The sequence below is a fragment of the Roseicyclus salinarum genome, assembly GCF_029624655.1.
GTDB lineage: Bacteria > Pseudomonadota > Alphaproteobacteria > Rhodobacterales > Rhodobacteraceae > Roseibacterium > Roseibacterium salinarum.
Genome location: NZ_JARRSA010000005.1, coordinates 54,148 through 80,520, shown reverse-complemented (window position 1 = coordinate 80,520; position 26,373 = coordinate 54,148). Strand labels below are relative to the sequence as shown.

Genomic DNA, 26,373 nt, shown 5'->3' with positions numbered 1-26,373 from the left:
TTGCAGGAAAACTCCCGCCGGAGGCATCAGCGCCGGGGAGGGGCCCGGCGGGCTCCGAGACGGCGCTTCCGGGCTCAACCGCCGGTCTTGCGCGCGGCCTTCTCGTCGAGGCCCGAAACGCCTTCGCGGCGTTCAAGTTCGCCCAGCACATCGGCAAGAGAAAGATCGCGCGCGGCGAGCATGACGAGGAAGTGGTAGAGCACATCCGCGGCCTCTGCGGTCAGCTTTTCACGGTCGCCCTTCACGGCCTCGACGATGGCCTCGATCGCCTCCTCGCCGAACTTCTCGGCGCATTTCTCGGGGCCCTTCGCCAGCAGCTTCGCGGTCCACGACGTGCCGGGGTCGGCCCCGCGGCGGGTCAGGATCGTCGCGGCGAGTCGGTCGAGCGCGTTCATTCAAGCCTCACGGGGATGCCGGCTGCCGCCATGTGGGCCTTGGCCTCGGCGATGGTGTATTCGCCGAAATGAAAGATCGAGGCGGCGAGGACCGCGCTGGCGCCGCCCTCGGTCACGCCCTCGACGAGGTGGTCGAGCGTGCCCACGCCGCCGCTCGCGATGACGGGAACGGACACGGCGTCGACGATGGCCCGCGTCAGAGGGATGTTGAAGCCCTGCTTCGTGCCGTCGCGGTCCATGGAAGTCAGGAGGATCTCGCCCGCGCCCTTCGCAGTCACCGTTCGCGCGAATTCGACCGCGTCGATGCCGGTGGGCCTGCGGCCGCCATGGGTGAAGATCTCCCAGCGGCCCGGTGCGACGGTCTTTGCGTCGATGGCGCAGACGATGCACTGGCTGCCGAAACGGTCGGCGGCGCGGGCCACGACGTCAGGGTCGGCCACGGCCGCGGAGTTGAAGCTGACCTTGTCGGCGCCCGCCAGCAGCAGGTTGCGCACGTCCTCCACGGTCCTGACGCCGCCGCCGATGGTCAGCGGCATGAAGCAGTGCTCGGCGGTGCGCGTGGCGAGGTCGTACATCGTGCCCCGGTTCTCGTGCGTGGCGTGGATGTCGAGGAAGCACAGCTCGTCCGCGCCGGCCGCGTCGTAGGCCTGCGCCTGCTCCACCGGGTCGCCCGCGTCGCGCAGGTCCAGGAAGTTCACGCCCTTCACCACGCGGCCGTCGGCCACGTCGAGGCAGGGGATGATGCGGGTCTTCAGCATGGGGCGTGACTAGACGATTGCGGGCGGTTGGGGAAGCCGGGCGTTCGAAGGCGTATTTGGAGAAAGATGAAGGCTCATCGAAGGGCTTTCAGCGCCGTCTTCAGATCGAGCGCCCCGTCGTAGAGGGCGCGGCCCGAGATGGCGCCCGCCACCACGCCGGTGTCGCGCAGCGCCACGAGATCCTCCAGCGAGGAAACGCCACCGCTTGCGATCACGGGGATGGCGGTCGCGCGCCCGAGCGCTGCGGTCGCCGCGACGTTGGGGCCGCCCATCGCGCCGTCCCGGTCGATGTCGGTGTAGACGATTGCGGCGACGCCCGCATCCTCGAACGAGCGCGCGAGGTCGGTCGCCGTCATGTCCGTCTGTTCGGCCCAGCCCTTCGTGGCGACGCGTCCGTTGCGCGCGTCGAGACCGACCGCGACCTGGCCGGGAAAGGCCGCCGCCGCCTCGCGCACCAGTGCGGGGTTCTCCACCGCGACGGTGCCGAGGATCACGCGCGCGATCCCGTTGTCGAGCCACGTCTCGATCGTCTCCATGCTGCGGATGCCGCCGCCGAGCTGCGCTGGCACCTGCGTCGCGGCGAGGATCGCCTCGACCGCCGCGGCGTTCACGGGCGCGCCCGCGAAGGCGCCGTTGAGGTCGACGAGGTGGAGCCATTCGCAGCCGGCGTCCTGAAAGGCGCGAGCCTGGGCGGCGGGGTCGTCGTTGAAGACCGTGGCCTGGTCCATCTCGCCACGCACGAGGCGCACGGCCTGGCCGTCCTTGAGGTCGATGGCGGGGTAGAGGATCATCGCGCGCGCTCCTTGCAGTGGTCGCGCCGCTCATGCCGCATGGGACGGGCAGGGGCAAGACGGAGGGCTGTCCTAACGTCAGGCTTTACAGGCGCGGGGCTGGGACGCACCATCTTGCGACGAGCCTGTCAGGGAGGAGACATGCAGATGAAATTCGGGATTTCCGGCCTCGTTCTCGCGATGGCGCTTGCGGGCGCGGCCTCGGCCGATCCCGCCCACGGCGTCTGGCAGACGGAGCCTGACGACGGCTCGTTCGCGCATGTCACCCTCGGGCCCTGCGCCAGTCCCGAGGCGGTCTGCGGCACCATCACGCGCACCTACCGCGACGGCGGGACGCCCTTCGAGGCCGAGACGATCGGACGGCAGATCGTCATCGACATGGTCCCGCAGGGTGGCGGCCGTTACGAGGGGCGGGTCTGGCGGCCCTCCAACGACCGGATCTATGTCGGGCGGATGGAGGTCGAGGGCGACCGGATGCGTCTGCGGGGCTGCGTGGCGGGCGGCCTGATCTGCGCGTCGCAGAACTGGGTCCGCGTGCCTTAGCGCCGCCGGCTGCTGCGCTATTGTTCGGAAATTGGAAACAATAACTCCGCGTCCGAGGACAATCAGGGCCGCCAGCCGAGGAAATTCGCGATCAGGCGAAGTCCCGCCTTCTGGCTCTTCTCGGGGTGGAACTGCGTTCCCACGACATTGCCGCGCGCGACGATCGCGGTGACGGGGCCGCCGTAGTCGACATGCGCGAGAAGGTCCTTCTGCGCGTCGACCCGCATCGCGTAGGAATGCACGAAATAGGCGTGGTCGCCGGTCTTGATCCCCTCGAGCACCGGGTGCGGGCGGTCGATCACGAGGTCGTTCCACCCCATGTGCGGCACCTTCAGCGCCGGGTCGGCGGGCACGATGCGCGTGACCTCGCCGGGAACCCAGCCGAAGCCTGCCACGTCCTCGTATTCGCGGCCCCAGCTTGCCAGCATCTGCATCCCCACGCAGATCCCGAGGAACGGCACGCCGCGTGTCTCGACGGCGTCGCGCAGCGCGTCCTCGAGACCGTCGAAGGACCGCAGCCCCCGGCGGCAGGCAGGGAACGCCCCGTCGCCGGGCAGGACCACGCGATCGGCCCGCGCCACGGCATCGGGGTCGGAGGTGACGAGGACGGGCCCCGCGCCGGTTTCGGCCGCCATGCGCTGAAACGCCTTTTCAGCGGAGTGCAGGTTGCCCGAGTCGTAGTCGATCAGGACCGTCGTCATTCTGTCTTCCCGTGCTCGCCCCGCGCGCCCGCGCTCAGAGCGTGCCCTTGGTCGAGGGGATCGCGTCGGACTTGCGCGGATCGGCCTCCACGGCGTCGCGCAGCGCCCGCGCAACCGCCTTGAAGGCGGCCTCGGCGATGTGGTGGCTGTTGATGCCGGCAAGCCGCGTGACATGAAGCGTGATGCCCCCATGCGTGGAGAACGCCTGGAAGAATTCGCGCACCAGCTCGGTGTCGAAGGTGCCGATCTTCGCGGTGGGGAATTCGAGGTCCCACACGAGGTAGGGGCGGCCCGACAGGTCCAGGGCCGCGCGCACCAGCGCGTCGTCCATCGCGAGGTGGAAGCTTCCGTAGCGCCGGATGCCGCGCTTGTCGCCGAGCGCGCGGCTCAGCGCCTGCCCGAGCGCGATGCCGACATCCTCGACCGTGTGGTGATCGTCGATGTGCAGGTCGCCCTCGCAGCGCACCTTCATGTCGATCAGGGCGTGGCGGGCGAGCTGGTCGAGCATGTGGTCGAAGAAGCCGACCCCCGTGGCGTTGTCGTAGGTGCCCGACCCGTCGAGGTCTATCTCGACGGAGATCCCGGTTTCCGCTGTGGTGCGGGCTATGGTCGCGCTTCGCATGGGTTTTCTCCGGCTACGGCGCGCCGCTTATAGTGCCGGCGTTCCCGCTTGGAAAGCCGGATCGCGGGAACGGAGCGGCGGACGTTCCGGGGGCGTGTCGCCAGCGCGCAGGGTCGCCCGAGGCGATGGGGGCAGGCTGGGGCCGCCGCGGACTGCCGACGGTGCCGGCCGGAAGGGCCGCGCACCGCGATCTGTCAACGATGTCTTTCGGATTTTTGCGGAGGATTGCCGCATCTTGCGGCGGGTCCGTCCCACATGGCCGTCATGTCCGGCCGTTGTATCTGGAGCGGGTGATGAGATTCGAACTCACGACCCTTACCTTGGCAAGGTAATGCTCTACCCCTGAGCTACACCCGCTCGCTGTGGAGCCGGTGTTTAGGGCGAGCCGTCCGCCTCTGCAAGCGGAAAATGCACGCGCGGCAGGACTGGATGCACCCGGTCAGCGCGCCTCGAAATTCACGTCGTCGATCGCGAAGAATTCCTCCGAAATCGGCTGAGCGGTGCCCGAGGTGACGCCGAAGGTCACCGTCTCGCCGGGGTCGGAAACGGTGATCGTGTAGGTCGCGCGGCTGTCGTTGCCGTGGCTGCCGCCCCCCACCGCGTCGTTGCTGTAGAGCTGGCTGACGGACACGCTCACACCGGAGACGCCGCCGTCCGTGGTGGTGATCGTGCCGTGGTTGTCGGCATAGACCGCCACGACCTGTCCGTTGATCATGATCGAGGCGGCTTCGCCCGACAGGTCGTCGACGCCGAGCATGTCGAAGGTGATGGTCGCCGTGGTCGCGCCTTCGGGAACCGCGAAGGCTGTCTGCGTCGATTCCAGTGGTCCCAGTTGCAGCACTTCGCCGAAGCCGATGATGCTTGCCACGGTACCCCCGACGAAGCCGCCGAGGCCGTCGGAGAAGTCGGTCGACAGCCGGTCAGCGGCCTGCGCGAAGGCGGTCTGGATGGACATGCCGGACAATGCGTCGCCCGTCTCGGTCGACAGCGCCTCGACGCCGCCCGACACGACGACGGCCACCGCGATGGCCAGGCCCGTGACGGCGGCTGTCAGGATGACCCAGTCGACCGTCACTGCCCCGCTGTCGTCCTGAAGAAATTGCCGGAACACGGCGTCACTCCTTCCAATCATCACGGGACACACGTGTTTCAGCACATAATGGCGCAGAGATGGCAGGACCTTGCCGAAGACGGCGGGAAACGGTGCGGCGCGCGCTACCGTGACTGCGCCGAGGACACCACGATATTATCGATGCCGAGCGATTCGTCGCGGTAGCCCGAGTTGAGGTTGGTCCCGAAACCGAGATCCAGCTCACTTGCGCCGTTGGTCTCCACGACGATGCGGACCGGCTGGACGTGATCGACGAACCGGCTTCCCTGGCCGGGCCTGAAATAGCCGCCCTCGACCGTGGAGGGCTCGCCGAAGTCGATGGCGACGACGCCGAGGTCGCGCATCTGCGGCGGAAGGTTGCCGGTATCGAAGCGCGGATGATCGAGGTGGGTGAAGGTGCCGACCGCCACTGCCTCGCCGTTCAGGTAGACCTGCGCCGTCTCGTTGTCCCAGCTGTCGATGAAGGCCATGTCGAACTCGACGACGGCATAGGGCGCGTCGGGGTCGATGCTGAGCCTCGCCGACGCGCCGATCGCGCCGCGGTTGTCGTTGCGGTCGAGCACCAGCATGTTGCCGAAGCCTGGCACGTCCATTATCTCGCCGCCCGACCAAGGCCCCATGCCATCGTCGAACCCGTGTCGTGCCAGCACCGCGTCGGCCGCCGTCATGATCGCGCCGACGGTTTCGGCGATCTCGCCCGACGCCCGCTCGACGCCCGGCGTCATGACGAACATCACGGCAAGGCCGATCCCGACGGTGGCGCTGGACATCACGACCCAGTCGGACGTCGCCGCCCCGCTTTCGCTGCGGAGGTAGCCGGGCACTTCGTTCAGGATGCGGCGCACACAAATGCCTCTCATCGACTCGTTCCTTCGTCATGCCCCCCGGCACGCTTCATCCGATTTCAAGGTGTCCAAATTTCGGTTCGATTCGTACCTTCCCACGCCCTTCCTGCGCCACGGAGGTGTGGGGATTGCGACCGGGGCGGGGCGCGGAGGCGTCAGGCGGCGCTCAGCGCGCTTCGGCCGTCACGTTGTCGATGCCGAAAAACTCGTCGTCCAGCGCCTGGTTGGTGTCGGACAGCACGCCGAGCGTGACGTCCCCGCCGGCATTGTCCACGACGATGCTGACCGTCGTGACCGAATCGTTCCAGCCGTCTTCGTAGGACCCGCCAAGCTGGGTGCCCTGGCTTCGCACCTGCGTCTCGACAGTGACGCCGGGCACGTCGACGTTGTTCCACGCGATCGATCCGAAGTTGCCCGTCGCGACGCTGACGGGCGTTCCGTTTATCATGATCGTGGCGCTCTCGTTGTCGAGGCTGTCTCCGCCGATCAGGTCGAAGGTGAAGACCGCCTGGGACGCGCCCGGCGGGACCGTGAGCGTCAGTTCGGCCGTGTCGCCCCGGCCCACCTTGAGGACCTCGCCGATCGCGCCGCCCGCGTCGGCCACGGTGCCGCCCGTCCATGCCCCGCGCAAACCCGCCGTGAAATCCGAGGCCGCAAGCTGCACCGCTTCGAAGGCGGCGGGAAAGGCTGCGGAGATGCTGATGCCCGTCAGCGCCGAGTTCGTCTCGCCCGAGAGCGTTTCGATCCCGCTCGACACCAGCGCCATCGTCGCCAGCCCAAGCCCGGCGATGCCGGCCGCCAGCACGACCCAGTCGACGGTGACGGCGCCCGTTTCGGAGCGGATGAACGAAGCTGCGCCCATGGCACCGGTTTCCCTGTCAGATGATCGGCAAAGATCATGGTTAACGGTGCAATCGGGCGCAAAAAGGGCAGTGCGCGGAAATCCGCCGCGCGCTTAAGGCTCCAGTTCGACGAGAAGGTCCTTCGCGTCGATCTGGCCGCCGGCGGCGACGTGAACGACCTTCACGGTCGCGTCGCGCTCGGCGTGCAGGCCCGTTTCCATCTTCATCGCCTCGATGGTCAGCAACAGGTCGCCCTCCTTCACCTTCTGCCCGGCCGAGACCGACACGGTCGCCACCACGCCCGGCATCGGCGCCCCGACATGGGCGGGGTTGCCCGTCTCGGCCTTGGCACGCTTGGCGTGGGTGGCGGCGACCCGGCGGTTCGGGACGCGGATCGTGCGCGGCTGGCCGTTCAGCTCGAAGAAGACCTTGGCCTCGCCTTCCTCGTTGGTGTCGCCGATGGCCTGAAGCTGCACGACGAGGCGCACGCCGGGGTCGATCTCGGCCTCGATCTCCTCGCCGGGTTCCATGCCGTAGAAGAAGGTCCGGGTCGGCAGGGCTCGCACCGGACCGTAGTCCTTGTGGCGCGTCGCGTAGTCGCTGAAGACCTTGGGATACATCATGTAGCCCATCAGGTCCTCGTCATCGATTTCGGTGTCGAGGGTTTTCGCCACCTCCGCGCGCGTCTTCTCGAGGTCGACGGGCGGCACATGCTTGCCGGGCCGCTCGAGGATCGGCTGCTCGTCCTTCAGCACCTTCTTGAGGATGCCGGGCGGGAAGCCTCCGGGGGGCTGGCCGAGGTTTCCGCGCATCATGTCGATGACGCTGTCCGGGAAGGAGACGTCCTTTGCCGGGTTTTCCACGTCCTCGCGCGTCAGGCCCTGCGAGACCATCATCAGCGCCATGTCGCCCACGACCTTCGAGGAGGGCGTGACCTTCACGATGTCGCCGAACATGCGGTTCACGTCGGCATACATGTGCGCGACCTCGTGCCAGCGATCCTCCAGCCCCATCGAACGCGCCTGCGCCTTGAGGTTGGTGAACTGCCCCCCTGGCATCTCGTGCAGGTAGACCTCCGAGGCCGGCGCCTGCATCCCGCTTTCGAAGGCGGCGTAATGGGCGCGCACCGCCTCCCAGTAATCCGAAATCTCGCGGATCGCGCCGATGTCGAGGCCGGTGTCGCGCTCGGTGAAGGACAGCGCCTCCACGATCGTGCCGAGCGTCGCCTGGCTCGTGTTGCCCGAAAGCGCGTCCATCGCGCAGTCGACCGCGTCGACGCCCGCGGCCGAGGCCTCGAGGATCGTGCCGCAGGCGATGCCGGCGGTGTCGTGGGTATGGAAGTGGATCGGCAGGTCCACGGCATCCTTGAGGGCGGGGATCAGGACGGCGGCCGCCGCGGGCTTCAGAAGGCCCGCCATGTCCTTCAGGCCCAGCACATGCGCGCCCGCCGCCTCGAGGTCCCTGGCCATCCTGACGTAGTATTTCAGGTCGTATTTCGCCCGGTCGGGATCGAGGATGTTGCCGGTGTAGCAGATCGTGCCCTCGCAGATCTTGCCCGTCTCCAGCACCGCGTCCATCGAGACGCGCATGTTCTCGACCCAGTTGAGGCTGTCGAAGACGCGGAAGACGTCCACCCCGCTCTCGGCTGCCTGCTTGACGAAGGCCTGCACGACGTTGTCGGGATAGTTCGTATAGCCCACCCCGTTGGCGCCCCGCAGAAGCATCTGCGTCATGATGTTGGGCATCGCCGCGCGAATGTCGCGCAGGCGCTGCCAGGGGCATTCCTGCAGGAAGCGGTAAGCCACGTCGAAGGTGGCGCCGCCCCAGCATTCCACCGAGAACAGGCCGGGCAGGTTCGCCGCGTAGGCCGGCGCGGCCTTGATCATGTCGATCGACCGCATCCGCGTCGCGAGAAGCGACTGGTGGCCGTCGCGCATCGTCGTGTCGGTGATCAGAAGGCGCTTTTGCTCCTTCATCCACGTTGCGACCGCCTCGGGGCCGTTCTCCTCCAGAAGCTGGCGCGTGCCCATCGCGGGCGTTTCGACCCGCAGGCCGGGGGGTTTGGGATCCTTGATCTCGGCCCGCGGACGGGGCCGGCCCTCGGTCTCGGGGTGCCCGTTCACGGTGATGTCGGCGATGTAGGTCAGGATGCGCGTCGCGCGGTCGCGGCGCGGCTTGAAATCGAAAAGCTCGGGCGTCTCGTCGATGAACTTGGTGGTGTACTGGTAGTTCAGGAACGTCGGGTGCTTCAGAAGGTTCTCGACGAAGGCGATATTGGTGGACACGCCGCGGATGCGGAACTCGCGCAGCGCGCGGTCCATCCGCGCGATGGCGGCCTCGGGCGTCGGCGCCCAGGCCGTGACCTTCTCCAGAAGCGAGTCGTAATAGCGCGTGATGACCGCGCCCGAATAGGCCGTGCCCCCGTCGAGGCGGATGCCCATGCCCGTCGCGCCCCGGTAGGCCGTGATCCGCCCGTAGTCGGGAATGAAGTTGTTGGTCGGGTCCTCGGTCGTGATGCGGCACTGGATCGCGTGGCCGTCGAGCTTGATGTCGTATTGCGAGGCGACGCCCGTGGCCTCCACCAGCGACTTGCCCTCGGTGATCAGGATCTGCGCGCGCACGATGTCGATGCCGGTGACTTCCTCCGTCACAGTGTGCTCGACCTGCACGCGGGGGTTCACCTCGATGAAGTAGAAGGCGCCGGTGTCCATATCCATCAGGAACTCGACGGTGCCCGCGCACTGGTAGTTCACATGCTCGCAGATCTTCTTGCCAAGAAGGCACAGCTCCTCGCGCTGGGCCTCCGAGAGGTAGGGGGCGGGCGCGCGCTCCACGACCTTCTGGTTGCGCCGCTGCACCGAGCAGTCGCGCTCGTAGAGGTGGTAGATGTTGCCGTGGCTGTCGCCGAGGATCTGCACCTCGACGTGCCGGGCGCGCAGGATCATCTTCTCGAGATAGCCCTCGCCGTTGCCGAACGCGGCCTCGGCCTCGCGCCGGCCCTCGCGGACCTTCTCCTCCAGCTCCTTCGCGTTCATGATCGGGCGCATCCCGCGCCCGCCGCCGCCCCACGACGCCTTGAGCATGAGGGGATAGCCGACCTCCTCGGCCTCCTTCGCGATGGCCTTCATGTCGTCGCCAAGCACCTCCGTCGCCGGGATCACCGGGACGCCCGCCTCGATCGCGACGCGCCGTGCGCTGGCCTTGTCGCCCAGCGCGCGCATCGTCTCGGCCCTCGGGCCGATGAAGGCGATGCCGGCCGCCGCGCAGGCATCGACGAATTCGGGGTTCTCGGACAGAAGTCCGTAGCCCGGATGGATCGCGTCGGCGCCGCACATCTTCGCCACGCGGATGATCTCGGGGATCGAGAGATAGGCCGCGACCGGGCCCAGCCCCTCGCCGATCTTGTAGGCCTCGTCCGCCTTGAAGCGGTGGAGGGACAGCTTGTCCTCCTCGGCGTAGACCGCCACCGTCCGCTTGCCGAGTTCGTTGGCCGCGCGCATCACGCGGATCGCGATTTCGCCGCGGTTCGCGACGAGGATCTTCTTGAATTCGGGCATCGGGGAGGGCGCTCCTTTTCGCGGATGCAGAATCTGTAGGGCGCGCGCCGTGGCTGGGCAACCCGATGCTGTGACGCAATGCCCGGCCGAGGCGTTAACGCGGTGGCGGCGGCGTTAACGGTTCGTTAACGTATCGGCATGCCGCTGGAGTCCACCTACATCGCGATGCTGTGCGCCATGATCGGCGGGGCCGAGCCTGAATCGCGGCAGTTCTTCGACGTCTACGGCTATGCGCGGCCGCGCTACATCAGCGTCGATTGCGAGACGCCGAGCCATGTCATCGAGATCGGCATGGACGAGACCGTGTCGGCGCGCGACAGCGTCCACCAGGCGGCGCTGGCGGCGTCCTTCACAGGCAAGACGCCCTGGGTGATCCTGATAGACACCGACGGAGCCGAGGGGCGCTACGAACTGGAAATGCGCCATGTGACGCGGCTGCTCGACGTCGCCTACACGTCGTGCTCCTTAGCCTTTCTGGAACGCTGGGCCGCCACCGCCGCGTTCCGCGGCCCCCGGACCTTCGGCGAAAGCGACCTTCCCGCCGACCCCACGGTGGCCGGGCGCTGTCCCCTTGGCCGGGTGGCGGGCGAGGCGGGGACTTCCTCAGCCACGAATTAGGCGGTCCGGCAGGTCCGCGACCGTCGTGGCCCCGATCTGGGCCATGTTCGATACCATGTCCCTGGCGAGCATGTCCTGCAGGTGCGGCGGCCCCTCGCGCCCCAGCGCCCCGAGCGCGTAGTGCCATGCGCGGCCGAGCATCACGAAATCCGCCCCCAGCGCCAGCGCCCGCAGGATGTCGAGCCCCCCCTCGATCCCGCTGTCGAGGATCAGCGGCAGCCCTGTCGCCTCGCGGATCTCGGGGAGGATGTCGATGGCCGCGGGCGCGCCGTCGAACTGGCGGCCCGCGTGGTTCGAGACCCATACGGCGTCCACGCCCTCGGCCTCGGCCCGCGCGGCGACGTCAGCCTCCAGCACGCCCTTCACGATGAAGGGGCCGTCCCACGCCTTGCGCAGGACCTTGACGTAGTCCCAGTCCGGCGCCGCGCGCAAAAGGTAGCCGATATGCGCCGTGGAGGGCAGGCGGCCCAGCTTCTCCTGGTCGGCGTAGCTGTCCATCAGCCGCATCCGGGGCATCCCGCTCGCCTGGATGCCGAGCGCCCATTGCGGGCAGCGCGCCACCTGCAGGGCAAGCCGCGGCGTCAGGCGGGGCGGCTGCACGAGGCCGCCGCGCGTCTGCCGCTCGCGGCGCGAGGCGGCCGGCACGTCGACCGTCAGGATCAGCGTGTGAAAGCCCGCACCGCGCGCGCGGGCCAGCATGTCGTCCCGGATGCCGGGATCGCGCGGCGGATACATCTGGAACCAGCCCTGGTCGCCCTGCGCCCCCTTCAGGTCCTCGGGCGTTCGCGTGGCGACCGTCGACAGGCAGTAGGGGATGCCCGCGCGCGCCGCGTGGCGGGCCAGCAGAAGCTCGGCCTCGGGCCAGACGAGGCCCGACATGCCAAGGGGCGAGATGCCGACGGGCAGCGGGTAGTCGCGGCCGAGGAAGGTCGTCGAAAGGTCCGGCTTGATCTCGCCGCGCAGGGCGGCGGGGCGGAACAGGATGCGGTCGAAGGCCTCGCGGTTGCGGCGATGCACGCTTTCGGTGCCGGTCGCGCTGTCGAGGTATTCCCAGACGAAATGCGGGATGCGCCTGCGGGCGCGGGCCTTGAGGTCGGATATTCCGGGGAAGCGTGCGTCGAGTGTCATGCGCGGCAGAACATCCCAGCGCGCCGCCGCTGTCCAGAGGGCATGAAACACATGTCCCCGGGGCAGGAAATTTGCACGCAAACGGGGAACAATGGGCGAACAAACCTTTAATCGGGCGACGTTCCGCCCTATGCTCGGGTCATGAGCAGGTTCGACGACGATTTCGACGACGCGGGCGCCTTCGAGGCGGCCTCGCAGGTTCCGCTGTCCGCGCGCGCCATGGCGGCGCGGCCGATGCCGTATCTCGACGGCCTGAACCCCGCGCAGCGCGAGGCGGTGGAGCGGCTGGACGGCCCGATCCTGATGCTTGCGGGCGCGGGCACGGGCAAGACGCGCGCGCTGACCGCGCGCATCGCGCACCTGCTGGCGACCGGCACCGCGCGCCCGAACGAGATCCTCGCCGTGACCTTCACCAACAAGGCCGCGCGCGAGATGAAGACGCGGGTGGGCCATCTGCTGGGCCAGCCCGCCGAAGGGATGCCGTGGCTCGGCACGTTCCACGCGATCTGCGTCAAGCTTCTGCGGCGGCACGCCGAACTCGTGGGGTTGAAGTCGAATTTCACCATCCTCGATACCGACGACCAGGTGCGGCTGATGAAGCAGCTGATCGCCGCCGCCGGCATCGACGAGAAGCGCTGGCCGGCCCGGCAGCTCGCAGGCATCATCGACGGCTGGAAGAACCGCGCCCTGACGCCGGACAAGGTGCCGGCCGCGGACGCGGGCGCCTTCAACCACCAGGGGCCGGCGCTCTACGCCGAATACCAGCAGCGCCTGCGCGATCTGAACGCCGTCGATTTCGGCGACCTGCTGCTTCACGTCATCCGCATCTTCCAGGAGCATGACGACCTTCTGGAGCAGTATCGCCGCTGGTTCCGCTACATTCTCGTGGACGAATACCAGGACACCAACGTCGCGCAGTATCTCTGGCTGAGGCTTCTTGCGCAGGGACACATGAACATCTGCTGCGTGGGCGACGACGACCAGTCGATCTATGGCTGGCGCGGCGCCGAGGTCGGCAACATCCTGCGCTTCGAGAAGGACTTTCCCGGCGCCCACGTCGTCCGGCTTGAACAGAACTACCGCTCCACCGGGCACATCCTAGCCGCCGCCTCCGGCGTGATCGAGGCCAACAAGGGCCGTCTGGGCAAGACGCTGTGGACCGACGGCGAGGACGGCGAGAAGCTACGTCTGATCGGTCATTGGGACGGCGAGGAAGAAGCGCGCTGGGTCGGCGAGGAGATCGAGGCGATGGGCCACGGCACGCGCGGCATGGATCCCGTGAAGCCCGACCAGATCGCCATCCTCGTGCGGGCCTCGCACCAGATGCGCGCCTTCGAGGACCGTTTCCTGACGATCGGGATGCCCTATCGCGTCATCGGCGGCCCGCGCTTCTACGAACGGATGGAGATCCGCGACGCCATGGCCTACTTCCGGCTCGTGGTCTCGCCCGACGACGACCTTGCCTTCGAGCGGGTCGTGAACACGCCCAAGCGCGGCCTCGGCGACAAGGCGGTCCAGACCATCCAGCGCATGGCGCGCGAGAACGGCGTGAGCCTTGTCGAGGGTGCGCGGCTCGCGGTCGAGACGGGAGCGCTGGGCGGCAAGGGCGCCAAGGAGCTCCGCAAGTTCATCGAGGGCCTCGCGCGGTGGCGGTCGATGATGGCTGGCGCCGTGGCCGCCGCGTCGGACGATCTGATCGAGGATCTCGGCGCGGGCGACCGGCTGTCGCACATCGAGCTGGCCGAGGTAATCCTCGACGAAAGCGGCTACACCGCGATGTGGCAGAACGACAAGACGCCCGAGGCGCCGGGACGGCTGGAGAACCTCAAGGAGCTCGTCAAGGCGCTGGAGCAGTTCGAGAACCTGCAGGGCTTCCTCGAGCATGTCAGCCTGATCATGGACAACGAACAGGACGACGCCGAGCCCAAGGTCACGCTGATGACGCTTCACGCCGCGAAGGGGCTGGAATTTCCCGCCGTCTTCCTGCCTGGCTGGGAGGACGGGCTGTTTCCCTCGCAGCGCTCGATGGACGAAAGCGGGATGAAGGGCCTCGAGGAGGAGCGTCGCCTCGCCTATGTCGGCATCACGCGGGCCGAGCGTGTCTGCACCGTTTCCTTCGCGGGCAACCGGCGCGTCTACGGTCAATGGCAGAGCCAGCTTCCCTCGCGCTTCATCGACGAGTTGCCACAGGCCCATGTCGAGGTGCTGACGCCGCCGGGCCTTTATGGCCATCAGGGCGGCACGGCCGCCTCGGCCAGCCCCGTTTCGCAGATGATGCGCGGGTCGGACCTGCACGATCAGGCGGCGCGCGCCGACGTCTACAATTCGCCCGGCTGGAAACGGCTGCAGGCCAACCAGGGCCGTCACGGCCTGCGCCAGCCTTCCGAATCGCGCGCGATCACCATCGACGCCGAGGCGGTCAGCGTATTCGCGACGGGCGACCGGGTGTTCCACCAGAAATTCGGCTATGGCGTGGTCACTTCGGTGGAGGGCGACAAGCTGGGCGTCACCTTCGACAAGGCCGGCGAGAAGCACATCGTGGGCCGCTTCCTCGTATCGGCCGATGCCGCGGGCGACGTGCCGTTCTGAAGGCGCGGGACTTTTTCGGATATTTCAAGACTGTAATTTGCGCGTGATCGGCGGTAAAGCCGGTCCGGTACACGTCATCGGAGCTGGGGGAAAAGGGCGGCCAACGCCCGGCCACCAAGGGAGGAGCCGATGAAGACCCTGATCTACGAGCCCGACGCGTCGCGGGCGCGCATCCACGCCGTCCTGATGGCGGGCGACGGCGGCAACGTGGAGGTTGCGCGCAGCCTCGCGCAGGCGCGCCTGATGCTCCTGAACGGGCGCTATGACCGCCTTGCGCTGCAGCGCGGGGGCGGGGCTGCGCGCGCGCTTCTGGGCGCGGCGCGGGCCTCCAACCCCGATTGCGTGATGCTCGACCTTCGCTCGATGCGCTCGCGCCCGGTCTCGGGGCCGATGCCCGAGGCCGCCGTCACCCCCCGAGCGACGTGAGCATCGGCCAGAGCGACGCCACCAGCAGAAGCGCCATGGTCACGTTGAACGCCCGCAGCCGTCCCGGCGCGGCGAGGAACCGGCGGATCTGCGTGCCGCCCCACGCCCATGCCGTGACCGATGGAAGGTTGACGGCGGCGAACACCAGCGCGACGGCGATGGCGCCGGGCCAGGGGCTGTCTCCCTCCGGTCCGAAATTCGTCTGCGCGTAGATCGCCATGTACCAGGCCTTGGGGTTGACCCACTGGAAGGCCGCGGCCTGCACGAAGGTCAGCGGCCGTCCCGTGGCCTCGGCCCGGTCGGGGGGCGCCGCGGTCGCGATCTTCCACGCCAGCCACAGAAGATAGAGCGCGCTTCCCGCCATCAGCGCCGAGCGCAGCCACGGCAGGGCGATGAAAAGCCCCAGCAGCCCAAGACCAACCACGCTCACCATCAGCGCATGGCCCATCGAGATGCCCATCATGTGCGGCACCGTCCGGCGCAGGCCGAAATTTGCGCCTGAGGCCAGCAGCATGATGTTGTTCGGCCCCGGCGTGATCGACGAGGCGAAGGCGAACAGGACGAGGGCGGTCAGGATCTCGGGTGTCATGCGGCGCAGATTGTGCGGAGCTGCGCTAAATGAAATTGCAAAGATGCGCAAATTCGCTCAATTTGCGCAACACATGATGAAGTTCGACGAAAAAGACCGCCAGATATTGCGCATTCTGTCCGAGGATGGCCGGATCAGCAATCTCAACCTCGCCGACCGCGTGGCGCTCAGCCCCTCGGCGACGCTGCGGCGCGTGCAGGCGCTGGAGGCCTCGGGGGTGATTGCGGGCTACCGTGCGGTGCTCGATCCCGAGCGCCTCGGCACCGGTTTCATCGCCTACATGGCGGTCGGCCTTTCGGTGCACACGAAGTCCGCGCAGCAGGCCTTCGAGCGCGCCATGCAGGCCGCGGCCGAGGTGCGCGAATGCCATAACGTGACAGGGAGTGTGGAATACCTCCTGCGCGTCGAGGCTGCGGACCTGCGGGCCTACAAGCGGTTCCATACCGACATCCTCGGCGCGCTGCCGCAGGTCGCGACGATCACGACCTACGTCGTGATGGGCTCGCCGAAGGACGAGCGGCGCTGAGGCGGGGAAAGGCGAGGGGCACGGCGCGCCGGGTCGCTGCGGCTGCCGCAGAGGCGGAGCGCGTGCCAAAAAAATGGCGGTGATGCTCAAGGGAGGAGGAGAGCATCACCGCCACAATTCAGCGCCAAGGGAGGAGGAGGCGCCGATCCGAATTGGGAGGCGACGGACCCGAGGGAGGAGGAGGGCCCGCCGCCTGCAGTCACGACCCCGAGGGAGGAGGAGGGGCCGTTACCGAACCCGGCCGAAACCGGGGTATCTGGCGGATGCACCCCAAGGGAGGAGGGGGATGCACCCGCAATTCCCGAGGCCCGAAGGGAGGAGGAGGGCCGCGGGAAACCTTTGTCTCAGTTCGCCTTGCCGTAGACGGCGTCGAACGCCGCCCGGCGCAGCATGGAACGGTTCAGGCCGAGGTCGGCCAGTTCGCGCGCCGAGAGCCCTTGCAGCTCGTTCAGCGTCCGGCGATAGAGTTTCCATGCCGTGAACGCCTCGGCGGCCTGCTTGCCGATCTCCGCGAAGCGCGTGCCGACGGAAACGGTTGTGGTCCTGTTGCTCGATACGTAAGCCATGTCGTCCTCAAAGAATTTTGCGCGGCCATCGAAGCCGGCCGGTCGCTGGAGCGTGTCGTGTGCCCCGTTGAGATACGAAGATAGGGAATTGCTGCAGGTGCACAATACCGATAGCTTCAATGCTGCCATGCAGAAACCGCATAGGTGTTCACGCCCTTGTGAGGCGGAGCCGAAAGCGCTTTGGGAATGATCGCCGGCGGCGCCTTCCGCGATGCGCAATTCCTGCGCTTCTTCGTCGGCATATTCTTCGCCGTTCAGGCGATATGGGTGCAGCGCGTGACGTTGTCCTGGCTGGCGTGGGAACGGACGAACTCGGCGGGGTTCGTGGGTCTCGTGGCCGCGCTCAGCCTTTCGCCCACGCTCGTGGCGGGTCCGCTCTTCGGCGTCATCGCCGACCGGGTGAACATCCGCAACGCGGCCTTCGTCACCAATGGGGCAATGGCTGCGATCCTGTCGGTCCTCGCGCTGTCGCTGCCCTATGTCGAGGCCTGGGGGATCGCGGCGGCGGCCTTCGCCATCGGCGTCGTCTCCTCGGCGCATCACCCGGTGCGCATGTCGCTGGGCCCGCGCCTCGTGCCGCGCGAGGTGGTGCAGCACGTCGTCTCGGTCACGGCGCTCAACTTCAACCTCGCCCGCCTGGTGGCGCCCGTGGTCGCCGGATGGATCATCGCGGGCGCCGGCGCGGGTGTCGCACTCTGGGTTTCTGTGGCCTGCTATGTCCCGATGCTCGCGGTCCTGCCCTCGCTCAGGCCCCGCGACCTGCCCCCGCGCCCCCGCGCGCCCATGCTGACCGAGCTGCGCGAGGGCGTGGCCTTCGCCCGCGACAACCCGCTGATCCGCGAGGCGCTTCTGCTGACGCTGATCTTCGCCACCATCGTGCGCGGCGCGCTCGAGGTCCTGCCGGTGCTGGCGGACGGCGCCTTCGGGCAGGGCGCCGCGGGGCTCGGGATGCTGACCGCGGCGGCTGGGGGCGGGGCGGTTCTGGCCGCGTCGGTCAAGTTCCTCGGCTTCGCGGCCTTCGGCGCGCATATCCCGCGCCCCGTCATCGTCGCGACCTTCGCGGGCTTTCTCGCCGTCGTCGCCATGGGCTTCGCGCCAGTCTGGCCGCTGGCGCTGGCCGCGACGTCCGCGGCGGGGTTCTGCGCGACATGGTGTGGGGTCAGTCTGCAGGCGGCGATCCAGACCGACCTGCCCGACGCCTACAGGGGCCGGGTCATGAGCCTGTGGACGGTCGTGGGCTTCGGCACGGTCGCCATCGGGGCCGCGCTGATCGGGGCGATTGCCGAGGTGATGCGGATCGGCCCGGCCCTTGCCGTGGCGGGCGCGCTCGGCGTCGTGGTGACGGGCGCGTGGCGTGTCGGGGGTGCACGCGCCTGAAATACATCCTATGTGCGGGGCAAGATCATTTCGCGCGCAAACAGGAGGGGCGGCACATGACGCAGACCCGCGACACCATCCTCGAGGCCCTTTCCACGCTCGGCCTGCCCGACGGTGGCGATGTCGTGAGCCGCGACATGGTGCGCGCCCTCACCGTCCAGGGCGGGCGGGTGTCGTTCATACTCGAGGCCGACAACCCCGACGCGGCCCGCCGGATGGAACCCGTGCGCCTCGCCGCCGAGCAGGTGGTGAGGAAGCTTCCCGGCGTCGAGCAGGTCACGGTCGCCCTGACCGCGCATGGCCCCGCGCAGAAGGCCGCGCCGCAGCCGCCGCAGGCCGGGGCCGGGGCAGGTTCCGGGGCGGGCGCCGCGCCGCCAAACCTTCAGATCGGCGGACACATGAAGCCGCAGCAGGGCTCGATGAAGCCCTCGGGCGTGCGCCACATCATCGGCATCGGCTCGGGCAAGGGCGGCGTGGGCAAGTCCACCGTCGCCTCGAACCTCGCCGTCGCGCTCGCGCGGCAAGGCCGGCGCGTGGGCCTTCTGGACGCCGACATCTATGGGCCGAGCCAGCCGCGCATGATGGGCGTGAACAAGCGCCCCTCCTCGCCCGACGGCAAGACGATCATCCCGCTGAAGGCGCATGGCGTCACCTGCATGTCGATCGGCTTCATGCTGCCCGAGGAAAAGGCCGTGGTCTGGCGGGGGCCCATGCTGATGGGCGCGCTCCAGCAGATGCTGACACAGGTGGAATGGGGGGAACTGGACGTCCTTCTGGTCGATCTGCCGCCCGGCACCGGCGACGTCGCCATGACGCTGTGCCAGAAGTCCGAGGTGACGGGGGCCATCGTCGTCTCCACGCCGCAGGACGTGGCGCTTCTGGACGCGCGCAAGGCGCTCAACATGTTCGAGCTTCTCAAGACGCCGATCCTCGGCCTGATCGAGAACATGGCCTCCTACGTCTGCCCCTCGTGCGGTCACGAGGCGCATATCTTCGGCGAGGGCGGCGTCCGCGCCGAGGCCGAGCGCCTCGACCTGCCGTTCCTGGGCGCGCTTCCGATCAGCCTCGAGACGCGCATCGCGGGCGATGCCGGCACCCCGATCGCTGCGGGCGAGGGGCCGATGGCCGACGCCTACGCCGCGCTCGCCCGGCGGTTCATCGACGGCGGCATGGCCTGAGGCGCCGCGCGGGCCGGCGGCCTTCGCGGTCCCCGGCGGCGGCGCGCTTGGGCGCGATTCGCGAGGCCTGAGGGCCCGAAATGCCGTGATGGGCCCCGCGCTCCGGATTTTTTCGGCACTTTCCTCCACGGCCGGGGAAATTCCTCCCACGGTCAAGATCACCCCACATATCGGGCTTTCCACGCCGTGGCCTACCAGAATTGGCGGTCGCCGGTCGCGGAGTCCGCGCTGAGGGGGTGTTGCAATTCCGCAATTGGGGGCTGGGTGGGCCGAAATCCCAAAAAAAGGTGTTGATTGGGAGAAATTCCCATGGCACACCTTGTCCATCGGCAAACGAGATCGACAAGCAGGCCCAAGGGTCTGAACCAAAAACAAAAAACGGCAGGTTCATACAGGCAATCTCGAACGCCAGAAGAAAGAGATCCGGCGCGCAAGCGAGCAGACATCCCCCCAGGTGGCCTGCGCAGTCGGACACCCAGAAATGGGACGAGGGCGGCGGATTGAGCAGTGGCAGCTTGCTCAGTCCGCCGTTTTCGTTCCGGGCCGAAACTAAGGCCGCAATGCGGCGAAAAGAAGGCCGGTAGAAAAGGCGAAAGCCCGTGGAGAGCAGGTTTCAAGGCGAAAGCCTGAACAAGGTTGACGGAAAGGGCCGGATCTCGCTTCCGGCCAAGTTCCGTCGCGCGCTCCAGGCCGGCGACAGCCGTTCGGGCCCCGGCGGCGCCGCGCGCCTCTACATCGCCTACGGAAACCCCACCACGGACTTCGTCGAGTGCCTTTCGGGCGACTACTACGACGACCTGGTGGCGCGCATCGAGGCGATGGACGACGGCGAAAGCGAGCGCGAGCTTCTGGAATACCTCTATTTCGTGAAGTGCGACGAGGTCTCGGTGGACGAGACCGGGCGCTTCGTCCTGCCCACGGCCGCGCGCGACAAGCTCGCGCTCGACGGCGACGCGCTATTCCAGGGCAAGGGCCGCAAGTTCCACATCCTCAAGCCTGCGGACGGGCAGGCGGCGGATGACAAGATCATGAAGATGCTGGAGAAGTTCGGTGAGGGCAAAGAGTTCTTCAACCCCGTCTCGCTGGCCAACCGACGGCGCGCCGACATGGCCGACGCCGACGAGACATGACCGGGGGCGACGCATCCAGTTCCCACGCACCGGTCCTTCTGGGCCCGCTCCTGAGGGCAGTGGCCCCGATATCTGGCGTGTGGCTCGACGGCACCTTCGGCGCTGGTGGTTACGCCCGTGGCTTGCTTGAGGCCGGGGCGGAGACCGTGATCGGCATCGACCGCGACCCGCTCGCCTTCGAGATGGCCGCATCCTGGGCCGGCGCCTGGGGCGACCGCCTCGTGCTGGTCGAGGGCACGTTCTCCGATCTCGACGCCCATGCGGAGGCGGCAGGCTTTCCGGCGCTCGACGGCGTGACGCTGGACCTCGGTGTGTCCTCGATGCAGCTCGACCGGGCGGAGCGCGGCTTTTCCTTCATGCGCGACGGCCCGCTCGACATGCGGATGGGGCAGGCGGGACTTTCGGCCGAAGATCTGGTCAACGACGCCCCCGAGGCGCTTCTGGCCGACATCCTCTTTCACTATGGCGAAGAGCGCGCCGCGCGCCGCATCGCGCGCGCCATCGTCGGCGAGCGCGCGAAGGAGCGCATCGTCTCGACACTGAGGCTCGCCGCCATCGTCGAGGGGTGCCTGCCGCGCAAGAAGCCCGGGCAGAGCCACCCCGCCACCCGCAGCTTTCAGGCGATCCGCATCGCCGTGAACGACGAGTTCGGCCAGCTGGTGCAGGCGCTCGCCGCGGCCGAGCGTGCGCTCAAGCCCGGCGGAAGGCTCGCCGTGGTGACCTTTCATTCCATCGAGGACAGGATCGTGAAAAGGTACCTCGCGGAGCGCGCCTCGGAAGGTGGCGGAGGCTCGCGCCACGCCCCGGCCGAGGCGCACCGGGAGCCCGGCTTCGTGCTGACGCCGAAGAAGGCGATCGGCCCCGCCGACGACGAGATCGCGCGGAACCCGCGCGCGCGTTCGGCGAAGCTTCGCGTGGCGACCCGGACCGAGGCGCCCGCCGACACCGTCGAGGCCGCGCGCCTCGGCCTTCCGCAGGTGGAGGGGCTTCACTGATGCGCGGCCTTCCCATGATCCTGGCCGCGCTCGCGGTCATCGGCCTCGGCTACTGGGCCTATCACCAGACGATCCTGACGCAGGCGACGATCCGCGACGTGGAGCGGCTCCAGCGCGAGATCGGCGCCGAGCGCGAGCGTCTCGCCGTCCTGCGGGCCGAGTGGGCCTACCTCAACCGCCCCGACCGCCTGCGCGAGCTGGCCGAATTCAACTTCGAGCGTCTCGGCCTCCTGCCGATGGTGCCCGAACAGTTCGGCACGGTGGCCGAGCTTCCCCTGCCGCGCCCGGAGCCCGATCCGCTGCCGCAGATCGATGAACTCATGTTCGGCAACGCCTCCGCCGCCGAGGAGCGGGCACCATGACGCGCACCCCCCTCCGTCCGCTCGCCCGCGTGATCGAGGCACGCCAGAAGGGTGAGAACCCCGACGCGATCGAGCGCGAGAACCTGCGCCTGCGTCACGAGGCGCAGCGCGACCGGATGCGGGTTCGCGCCGAAAGCCGCCTCCTCCTCGTGGCGATCTGCTTCCTGATGGGCTTCGGGGCCGTCGGAACGCGGATGGCGGCCCTGGCGACCTCCGAGGCCGAGGAGCCGCGCGTCCACGTCTCGGGCACCTCGATCCTGAACACGCGGGCCGACATCGTCGACCGTCAGGGCCGCGTGCTCGCGACGAATTTCGCCACCAACGCGCTTTACGCCCACCCCCACGAGATCATCGATCCGCGCGCCGCCGCCGACGGTCTGGCCGCGATCTTCCCCGACATGGACGCCGAGGCGCTGCACCGGCGTTTCACGTCGGACAGCCGCTTCATCTGGCTGCGCCGCTACATCTCGCCCGAGCAGGAACAGCTGGTTCACGACCTGGGCGAGCCCGGCCTTCTGTTCGGGCCGCGCGAGATGCGGCTCTATCCCAATGGCGCGGTCGCCGCGCATGTCCTGGGCGGCGCGGGCTTCGGGCAGGAGGCGGTGAACGCGGCCGAAGTCGTGGGCGTCGCGGGCGTCGAGGCGCAGTTCGACGACACGCTGCGCGACCCCGCCCGCGACGGCCCCCTTGAACTGGCGCTCGACCTCACGGTGCAGGCCGCCGTCGAGGAGGTCCTGGCAGGCGGCATGGCGCTGATGAACGCCACCGCCGCCTCCGCCGTCCTGATGGACGCGCATACCGGAGAGATCGTCGCGATGGCGAGCCTTCCAGACTTCGACCCCAACGCGCGGCCCCGGCCCCTGACCACGGGCGACCAGGGCGACAGCCCGCTGTTCAACCGCGCTCTTCAGGGCGTCTACGAGCTGGGCTCGGTGTTCAAGACCTTCACCATCGCGCAGGCGCTGGACGAGGACCTGGTCGAGCTGGACGACATGATCGACACGCGCGGGCCCCTGCGCATGGCGGGCTTCGCGATCACCGACTACCGCAGCCGCGGCCCCGAGCAGACGGTCTTCGACGTCTTCACGCATTCCTCCAACATCGGCACCGCGCGCATCGCCCGCCTGATCGGGGGCGAGCGGCAGCACGCGTTCCTCGGCCGGCTGCGCCTGCTGGAGCCCACGACGCTGGAAATGGTGGAGGCCGCCGGCGGCAGGCCTCTCTATCCCGAACGCTGGGGCGAATTGTCGACGATGACGATCTCCTACGGCCACGGCATCTCGACCTCGCCGGTCCACCTCGCCGCGGCCTACGCCGCGATGGTCAACGGCGGCACCACCGTCGTGCCCACGCTTCTGCGCCAGGCGCGCCCCGAACCGGGCGAGCGCGTGATCTCCCCCGAGACGAGCGCCGCGGTGCGCGGCCTGCTGCGCGCGGTCGTCACCGACGGCACGGCCAGCTTCGGCGAGGTGGCAGGCTATTCGGTGGGCGGCAAGACCGGGTCGGCCGAGATGCCGCGCACGCGCGGCGGCGGCTACTACGAGGACCGCAACATCAACACCTTCGCGGCCGTCTTCCCCTCCGACGATCCGCGCTACGTCCTTGTGACCACGCTGTACGAGCCTGCCGAGACCTCGGGCTCGGAGCCGCGGCGCACGGCGGGCTGGACCACCGTTCCCGTCGCCGCCGAGGTCATCCGGCGCGCGGCGCCGCTTCTGGGGCTCAGGCCCGAGATTGAACCCGCCCCCGCTCTTCAGCTATCCAGCACCTCGAACTGACCGCTCGGGCGCGGTTCGCGGGCCAGGGGGGCGCCTATGACGACAGCCGGAAGAACGCTCTCGCAACTGGGACTGCCGGTGCAGGGCGGGGCGGATGTCCCCGTCACGGGGCTTGCCATCGACAGCCGCAAGGTCGGGCAGGGCACGCTGTTCGCGGCGCTTCCGGGCACGCGGGTCCATGGCGCGCGCTTCATCGCGGGCGCGCTGGAGGACGGCGCTGCCGCGATCCTGACCGACCGGGAGGGTGCGGCGCTGGCGGCCGATGCCCTGCAGGGATCGGGCGCGGCGCTCATCGTGGCCGAGGACGCGCGCGCCACGCTCGCCCATGCTGCGGCCCTCTGGTTCGGGCCCGGCCCCGAAACGCTCGTCGCCGTGACCGGCACCAACGGCAAGACCAGCGTGGCGAGCTTCACGCGCCAGATCTGGGAGCATCTCGGCCACCGCGCCGTCAACATCGGCACCACCGGCGTCGAGGGCAGCTACAGCGCGCCCGGCATCCACACGACCCCCGACGCGCTCACGCTGCAGTCACTTCTGGCCCGGATCAAGGAAGACGGCATCGAGCGCGTCGCGATGGAGGCCTCGTCCCACGGGCTGGACCAGCGCCGGATGGAGGCGGTGGCGCCCTGCGCGGCGGCCTTCACCAACCTCACGCAGGATCATCTCGATTATCACGGCACGATGGAGGCCTATTTCGAGGCGAAGCTGCGCCTGTTCAACGAGCTTCTGCCCGATGACGGCGTTGCGGTGGTCAACGTGGACGACCCCTACGGCCAGCGGGTGGCCGATCTTGTCGAGGCGCGCGGCTCGGAGGTGATCGGCGTCGCCCAGTATGCCGACGGCGCCGAGCTGAAGATCACGGGCCGGCGGCTGGACGAGCGCGGGCAGGACCTGCTGGTGCAGGCCTGGGGCAGGCCGGTGCGCCTGCGCCTGCCGCTGATCGGCGCCTTCCAGGCGATGAACGTCCTGACGGCCGCCGCCCTCGTCATCGCCTCGGGCGAGGACCCCGAGGCCGTCTTCGGTGCGCTGCCGCAACTCAAGGGCGTGCGCGGGCGGATGCAGCTGGCGGGCGTCCGCGTCAACGGCGCACCGGTCTATGTCGACTACGCCCACACGCCCGACGCGCTGGAAAACGCGCTCAAGGCGCTGCGCCCGCATGTGCTGGGCCGCCTGCACGTCATCTTCGGCGCGGGCGGCGACCGCGACCGGGGCAAGCGGCCGATCATGGGCGAGGTGGCCGCGGCCAATGCCGACGTGATCATCGTGACGGACGACAACCCCCGCTCCGAGGATCCCGCCACCATCCGCGCCGAGGTCCTTTCGGGCTGTCCCGGCGCGGCAGAGGTCGGCGACCGGGCCGAGGCGATCCTGCGCGCGGTCGACGCGCTTCAGGCCGGCGACGCGCTTCTGATCGCCGGCAAGGGCCACGAGACCGGCCAGCAGGTGGGCGACGTGGTCTATCCCTTCGACGACGTGGAGCAGGCAAGCGTCGCCGTCGCCGCCCTGGAGGGCAGGGAATGAGGGCCTCGCTCTGGACCGCCGCCGAGGCCGCGGCAGCGACGGGCGGGCGGGTCGGCTCGGACTGGCAGGCGGACGGGGTGTCCATCGACAGCCGCACGGTTGCCTCGGGCGATCTTTTCGTGGCGCTTCAGGCCGCGCGCGACGGCCACGATTTCGTCGCCGACGCGCTGGCGAAGGGGGCCGTGGCCGCCATCGTCTCCCGGGTGCCCGAAGGCGTGGATCCCGCGCGCCTTCTGATCGTGGACGACGTGCTGGAGGGGCTGACGGCTTTGGGCGCGGCGGCACGGGCAAGGACGCGCGCGAAGGTCATCGCCGTGACGGGCTCGGTCGGCAAGACCACCGTGAAGGAGATGCTGCGCGCCTGCCTCTCGCCGCAGGGACGCACCCATGCGGCCGAGGCGAGCTACAACAATCACTGGGGCGTGCCGGTGACCCTTGCCCGGATGACAGCCGGCACCGACTTCGCCATCATCGAGATCGGCATGAACGCGCCAGGCGAGATCGCGCCGCTGGCCGCCCTCGCGCGGCCCGACGTGGCCATCGTGACGACCGTTGCGCCCGCGCACCTCGAAGCCTTCGGCGTGATCGAGGGGATCGCCCACGAGAAGGCGTCGATCTTCGAGGGCCTGTCGCCGGGCGGCGTCGCGCTTGCCAATGCCGACGTCGAGACGGCCCCGATCCTGTTCGACAAGGCGCGTTCGGTGGGGGCGGAGCTGATCCGCTTCGGCGAGGCCGAGGGCGCCGAGATGCGCCTGACGGACATCCGGCTTTCGGATTCCAGCACGGTCCTGCGCGCGCGGATGCGCGGCGAGGAGCGTCTGTTCAAGCTGTCCGTGCCGGGACGCCATCAGGCGATGAACGCGCTGATCGCGCTGTCGGCCTGCGAGGCGGTCGGCGCCGACGTGGCCGAGGCGGCCATGGCGCTGTCGCACTGGGCGCCCGTGGCGGGGCGCGGCACGCGCGAGCGCATCGACCTCGGCGGCATGGGCGACGTGGTGATCGATCTAATCGACGACGCCTTCAACGCCAACCCCGCCTCGCTCGCCGCGGGGCTGGACGTGCTGGCCGCCGCCGAGCCCGAGGGAAAGGGCCGCCGCATCGCCGTCCTTGGCGACATGCTGGAACTGGGGCCGGGCGCGCCCGAAATTCACGCCGGCATCGCCGACCTGCCCGCGATGGCGCGCATCGACGTGGTTCACACCGCCGGCCCGCTGATGGAGCACCTGCACCTCGCACTGCCCGCCTCGCGCCGCGGGCGGCACGGCGAGACCGCCGCCGACATCGCGCGCCTTCTGCCGCGCGACCTCAGGCCGGGGGACGTCGTCCTCGTGAAAGGCTCCAAGGGCAGCCGGGTGTCCGGCGTGGTTGACGCGCTCAGGAAACTGGGGCAAGCGAAGCCGGACAAACCTCGAGGATCCCCCTGAA

At 68.9% G+C, this 26,373-nt stretch carries 25 protein-coding genes and 1 tRNA gene; 13 read left to right on the top strand and 13 right to left on the bottom strand.

What is annotated here, in order from left to right; translation table 11 throughout:
- Positions 1-74: 74 nt before the first annotated feature.
- From P6F26_RS04645 to hisA, 3 genes are all read right to left on the bottom strand, one after another.
- Positions 75-395, bottom strand: a complete 321-nt coding sequence (locus P6F26_RS04645; protein ID WP_278027482.1) for a phosphoribosyl-ATP diphosphatase — start codon at positions 393-395, stop codon at positions 75-77.
- On the bottom strand, positions 392-1,153 hold the full coding sequence (hisF, locus tag P6F26_RS04640) for an imidazole glycerol phosphate synthase subunit HisF (protein WP_278027481.1): 762 nt from the start codon (positions 1,151-1,153) through the stop codon (positions 392-394). Before hisF ends, P6F26_RS04645 begins: the two co-directional genes overlap by 4 nt.
- A gap of 74 nt (positions 1,154-1,227) precedes the next feature.
- The gene (hisA, locus tag P6F26_RS04635) at positions 1,228-1,944 is read right to left on the bottom strand and encodes a 1-(5-phosphoribosyl)-5-[(5-phosphoribosylamino)methylideneamino]imidazole-4-carboxamide isomerase (protein WP_278027480.1); all 717 of its coding nucleotides are present in this window, start codon (positions 1,942-1,944) and stop codon (positions 1,228-1,230) included.
- A gap of 147 nt (positions 1,945-2,091) precedes the next feature.
- On the opposite strand from hisA, the gene P6F26_RS04630 reads away from it, so the two are divergent.
- The gene (locus tag P6F26_RS04630) at positions 2,092-2,487 is read left to right on the top strand and encodes a DUF2147 domain-containing protein (protein WP_278027479.1); all 396 of its coding nucleotides are present in this window, start codon (positions 2,092-2,094) and stop codon (positions 2,485-2,487) included.
- A gap of 62 nt (positions 2,488-2,549) precedes the next feature.
- Here P6F26_RS04630 and hisH read toward each other — a convergent pair whose 3' ends face one another.
- The 7 genes from hisH to P6F26_RS04595 all read right to left on the bottom strand — a co-directional run bounded on the left by hisH (position 2,550) and on the right by P6F26_RS04595 (position 10,165).
- Positions 2,550-3,188: an imidazole glycerol phosphate synthase subunit HisH gene (gene hisH / locus P6F26_RS04625; protein ID WP_278027478.1), complete on the bottom strand. Its 639-nt coding sequence runs from the start codon at positions 3,186-3,188 to the stop codon at positions 2,550-2,552.
- Positions 3,189-3,222: 34 nt separating this feature from the next.
- The gene (gene hisB, locus P6F26_RS04620; protein ID WP_278027477.1) at positions 3,223-3,810 is read right to left on the bottom strand and encodes an imidazoleglycerol-phosphate dehydratase HisB; all 588 of its coding nucleotides are present in this window, start codon (positions 3,808-3,810) and stop codon (positions 3,223-3,225) included.
- Positions 3,811-4,092: 282 nt separating this feature from the next.
- Positions 4,093-4,167: transfer RNA gene (locus tag P6F26_RS04615), tRNA-Gly, on the bottom strand.
- A gap of 82 nt (positions 4,168-4,249) precedes the next feature.
- Entirely contained in the window at positions 4,250-4,921 is a 672-nt protein-coding gene (locus P6F26_RS04610) for a hypothetical protein (protein WP_278027580.1), read from the bottom strand.
- 104 nt (positions 4,922-5,025) lie between these two features.
- On the bottom strand, positions 5,026-5,781 hold the full coding sequence (locus P6F26_RS04605; RefSeq protein ID WP_278027476.1) for a hypothetical protein: 756 nt from the start codon (positions 5,779-5,781) through the stop codon (positions 5,026-5,028).
- A 151-nt stretch (positions 5,782-5,932) separates the two neighbouring features.
- A complete protein-coding gene (locus P6F26_RS04600; RefSeq protein ID WP_278027475.1) occupies positions 5,933-6,628 on the bottom strand; it encodes a hypothetical protein in 696 nt (231 codons plus the stop codon).
- Positions 6,629-6,721: 93 nt separating this feature from the next.
- The gene (locus P6F26_RS04595; protein ID WP_278027474.1) at positions 6,722-10,165 is read right to left on the bottom strand and encodes a pyruvate carboxylase; all 3,444 of its coding nucleotides are present in this window, start codon (positions 10,163-10,165) and stop codon (positions 6,722-6,724) included.
- 138 nt (positions 10,166-10,303) lie between these two features.
- Here P6F26_RS04595 and P6F26_RS04590 point away from each other — a divergent pair, with 138 nt between their 5' ends.
- Positions 10,304-10,783 carry a hypothetical protein gene (locus tag P6F26_RS04590; protein WP_278027473.1) on the top strand — a complete coding sequence of 160 codons (480 nt, stop codon included), beginning with the start codon at positions 10,304-10,306 and terminating at the stop codon, positions 10,781-10,783.
- On the opposite strand, the gene P6F26_RS04585 is transcribed toward P6F26_RS04590, so the two are convergent.
- Entirely contained in the window at positions 10,769-11,911 is a 1,143-nt protein-coding gene (locus P6F26_RS04585) for an alpha-hydroxy acid oxidase (protein WP_278027472.1), read from the bottom strand. The two genes, P6F26_RS04590 and P6F26_RS04585, sit on opposite strands and share 15 nt — an antisense overlap.
- A gap of 141 nt (positions 11,912-12,052) precedes the next feature.
- On the opposite strand from P6F26_RS04585, the gene P6F26_RS04580 reads away from it, so the two are divergent.
- Both P6F26_RS04580 and P6F26_RS04575 read left to right on the top strand, forming a co-directional pair.
- A complete protein-coding gene (locus tag P6F26_RS04580) occupies positions 12,053-14,500 on the top strand; it encodes an ATP-dependent helicase (protein ID WP_278027471.1) in 2,448 nt (815 codons plus the stop codon).
- A 129-nt stretch (positions 14,501-14,629) separates the two neighbouring features.
- Positions 14,630-14,926 (top strand): hypothetical protein, encoded by a 297-nt coding sequence (locus P6F26_RS04575; protein WP_278027470.1) that lies wholly within the window; start codon positions 14,630-14,632, stop codon positions 14,924-14,926.
- Here the strand turns inward: P6F26_RS04575 and P6F26_RS04570 are convergent.
- Positions 14,907-15,515, bottom strand: a complete 609-nt coding sequence (locus P6F26_RS04570) for a LysE family translocator (protein ID WP_278027469.1) — start codon at positions 15,513-15,515, stop codon at positions 14,907-14,909. The genes P6F26_RS04575 and P6F26_RS04570 overlap by 20 nt on opposite strands.
- A 73-nt stretch (positions 15,516-15,588) precedes the next feature.
- Between P6F26_RS04570 and P6F26_RS04565 the strand changes: the two genes are divergently transcribed.
- Complete coding sequence (locus P6F26_RS04565) at positions 15,589-16,041, top strand: Lrp/AsnC family transcriptional regulator (RefSeq protein ID WP_278027468.1); 453 nt, start codon at positions 15,589-15,591, stop codon at positions 16,039-16,041.
- A gap of 344 nt (positions 16,042-16,385) precedes the next feature.
- Here the strand turns inward: P6F26_RS04565 and P6F26_RS04560 are convergent, their stop codons facing one another.
- Positions 16,386-16,607, bottom strand: a complete 222-nt coding sequence (locus P6F26_RS04560; protein WP_278027467.1) for a DUF1127 domain-containing protein — start codon at positions 16,605-16,607, stop codon at positions 16,386-16,388.
- A gap of 186 nt (positions 16,608-16,793) precedes the next feature.
- Between P6F26_RS04560 and P6F26_RS04555 the strand changes: the two genes are divergently transcribed.
- From P6F26_RS04555 to P6F26_RS04520, 8 genes are all read left to right on the top strand, one after another.
- A complete protein-coding gene (locus tag P6F26_RS04555; RefSeq protein WP_278027466.1) occupies positions 16,794-17,984 on the top strand; it encodes an MFS transporter in 1,191 nt (396 codons plus the stop codon).
- A gap of 56 nt (positions 17,985-18,040) precedes the next feature.
- Positions 18,041-19,162 (top strand): Mrp/NBP35 family ATP-binding protein, encoded by a 1,122-nt coding sequence (locus P6F26_RS04550; RefSeq protein WP_278027465.1) that lies wholly within the window; start codon positions 18,041-18,043, stop codon positions 19,160-19,162.
- A gap of 599 nt (positions 19,163-19,761) precedes the next feature.
- Positions 19,762-20,292 (top strand): division/cell wall cluster transcriptional repressor MraZ, encoded by a 531-nt coding sequence (locus P6F26_RS04545; protein WP_278027464.1) that lies wholly within the window; start codon positions 19,762-19,764, stop codon positions 20,290-20,292.
- The gene (gene rsmH / locus P6F26_RS04540) at positions 20,289-21,287 is read left to right on the top strand and encodes a 16S rRNA (cytosine(1402)-N(4))-methyltransferase RsmH (RefSeq protein ID WP_278027463.1); all 999 of its coding nucleotides are present in this window, start codon (positions 20,289-20,291) and stop codon (positions 21,285-21,287) included. The genes P6F26_RS04545 and rsmH overlap by 4 nt, the downstream gene beginning before the upstream one ends.
- Positions 21,287-21,649 (top strand): cell division protein FtsL, encoded by a 363-nt coding sequence (ftsL, locus tag P6F26_RS04535; RefSeq protein WP_278027462.1) that lies wholly within the window; start codon positions 21,287-21,289, stop codon positions 21,647-21,649. The genes rsmH and ftsL overlap by 1 nt, the downstream gene beginning before the upstream one ends.
- A complete protein-coding gene (locus tag P6F26_RS04530) occupies positions 21,646-23,427 on the top strand; it encodes a peptidoglycan D,D-transpeptidase FtsI family protein (protein ID WP_278027461.1) in 1,782 nt (593 codons plus the stop codon). The genes ftsL and P6F26_RS04530 overlap by 4 nt, the downstream gene beginning before the upstream one ends.
- A 36-nt stretch (positions 23,428-23,463) precedes the next feature.
- The gene (locus P6F26_RS04525) at positions 23,464-24,948 is read left to right on the top strand and encodes a UDP-N-acetylmuramoyl-L-alanyl-D-glutamate--2,6-diaminopimelate ligase (RefSeq protein WP_278027460.1); all 1,485 of its coding nucleotides are present in this window, start codon (positions 23,464-23,466) and stop codon (positions 24,946-24,948) included.
- Entirely contained in the window at positions 24,945-26,372 is a 1,428-nt protein-coding gene (locus P6F26_RS04520) for a UDP-N-acetylmuramoyl-tripeptide--D-alanyl-D-alanine ligase (RefSeq protein WP_278027459.1), read from the top strand. Before P6F26_RS04525 ends, P6F26_RS04520 begins: the two co-directional genes overlap by 4 nt.
- The last annotated feature ends 1 nt before the right edge of the window (position 26,373 follow it).

Coding starts and splice junctions, on each gene's coding strand:
- rsmH (WP_278027463.1), top strand. CDS start 20,289: ATGACCGGGGGCGACGCATCCAGTTCCCACGCACCGGTCCTTCTGGGC.
- P6F26_RS04525 (WP_278027460.1), top strand. CDS start 23,464: ATGACGACAGCCGGAAGAACGCTCTCGCAACTGGGACTGCCGGTGCAG.
- P6F26_RS04605 (WP_278027476.1), bottom strand. CDS start 5,781: ATGAGAGGCATTTGTGTGCGCCGCATCCTGAACGAAGTGCCCGGCTAC.
- hisA (WP_278027480.1), bottom strand. CDS start 1,944: ATGATCCTCTACCCCGCCATCGACCTCAAGGACGGCCAGGCCGTGCGC.
- P6F26_RS04600 (WP_278027475.1), bottom strand. CDS start 6,628: ATGGGCGCAGCTTCGTTCATCCGCTCCGAAACGGGCGCCGTCACCGTC.
- hisF (WP_278027481.1), bottom strand. CDS start 1,153: ATGCTGAAGACCCGCATCATCCCCTGCCTCGACGTGGCCGACGGCCGC.
- P6F26_RS04595 (WP_278027474.1), bottom strand. CDS start 10,165: ATGCCCGAATTCAAGAAGATCCTCGTCGCGAACCGCGGCGAAATCGCG.
- ftsL (WP_278027462.1), top strand. CDS start 21,287: ATGCGCGGCCTTCCCATGATCCTGGCCGCGCTCGCGGTCATCGGCCTC.
- P6F26_RS04560 (WP_278027467.1), bottom strand. CDS start 16,607: ATGGCTTACGTATCGAGCAACAGGACCACAACCGTTTCCGTCGGCACG.
- hisB (WP_278027477.1), bottom strand. CDS start 3,810: ATGCGAAGCGCGACCATAGCCCGCACCACAGCGGAAACCGGGATCTCC.
- P6F26_RS04530 (WP_278027461.1), top strand. CDS start 21,646: ATGACGCGCACCCCCCTCCGTCCGCTCGCCCGCGTGATCGAGGCACGC.
- P6F26_RS04520 (WP_278027459.1), top strand. CDS start 24,945: ATGAGGGCCTCGCTCTGGACCGCCGCCGAGGCCGCGGCAGCGACGGGC.
- P6F26_RS04590 (WP_278027473.1), top strand. CDS start 10,304: ATGCCGCTGGAGTCCACCTACATCGCGATGCTGTGCGCCATGATCGGC.
- P6F26_RS04570 (WP_278027469.1), bottom strand. CDS start 15,515: ATGACACCCGAGATCCTGACCGCCCTCGTCCTGTTCGCCTTCGCCTCG.
- P6F26_RS04550 (WP_278027465.1), top strand. CDS start 18,041: ATGACGCAGACCCGCGACACCATCCTCGAGGCCCTTTCCACGCTCGGC.
- P6F26_RS04580 (WP_278027471.1), top strand. CDS start 12,053: ATGAGCAGGTTCGACGACGATTTCGACGACGCGGGCGCCTTCGAGGCG.
- hisH (WP_278027478.1), bottom strand. CDS start 3,188: ATGACGACGGTCCTGATCGACTACGACTCGGGCAACCTGCACTCCGCT.
- P6F26_RS04645 (WP_278027482.1), bottom strand. CDS start 395: ATGAACGCGCTCGACCGACTCGCCGCGACGATCCTGACCCGCCGCGGG.
- P6F26_RS04555 (WP_278027466.1), top strand. CDS start 16,794: ATGATCGCCGGCGGCGCCTTCCGCGATGCGCAATTCCTGCGCTTCTTC.
- P6F26_RS04630 (WP_278027479.1), top strand. CDS start 2,092: ATGAAATTCGGGATTTCCGGCCTCGTTCTCGCGATGGCGCTTGCGGGC.
- P6F26_RS04575 (WP_278027470.1), top strand. CDS start 14,630: ATGAAGACCCTGATCTACGAGCCCGACGCGTCGCGGGCGCGCATCCAC.
- P6F26_RS04585 (WP_278027472.1), bottom strand. CDS start 11,911: ATGACACTCGACGCACGCTTCCCCGGAATATCCGACCTCAAGGCCCGC.
- P6F26_RS04565 (WP_278027468.1), top strand. CDS start 15,589: ATGATGAAGTTCGACGAAAAAGACCGCCAGATATTGCGCATTCTGTCC.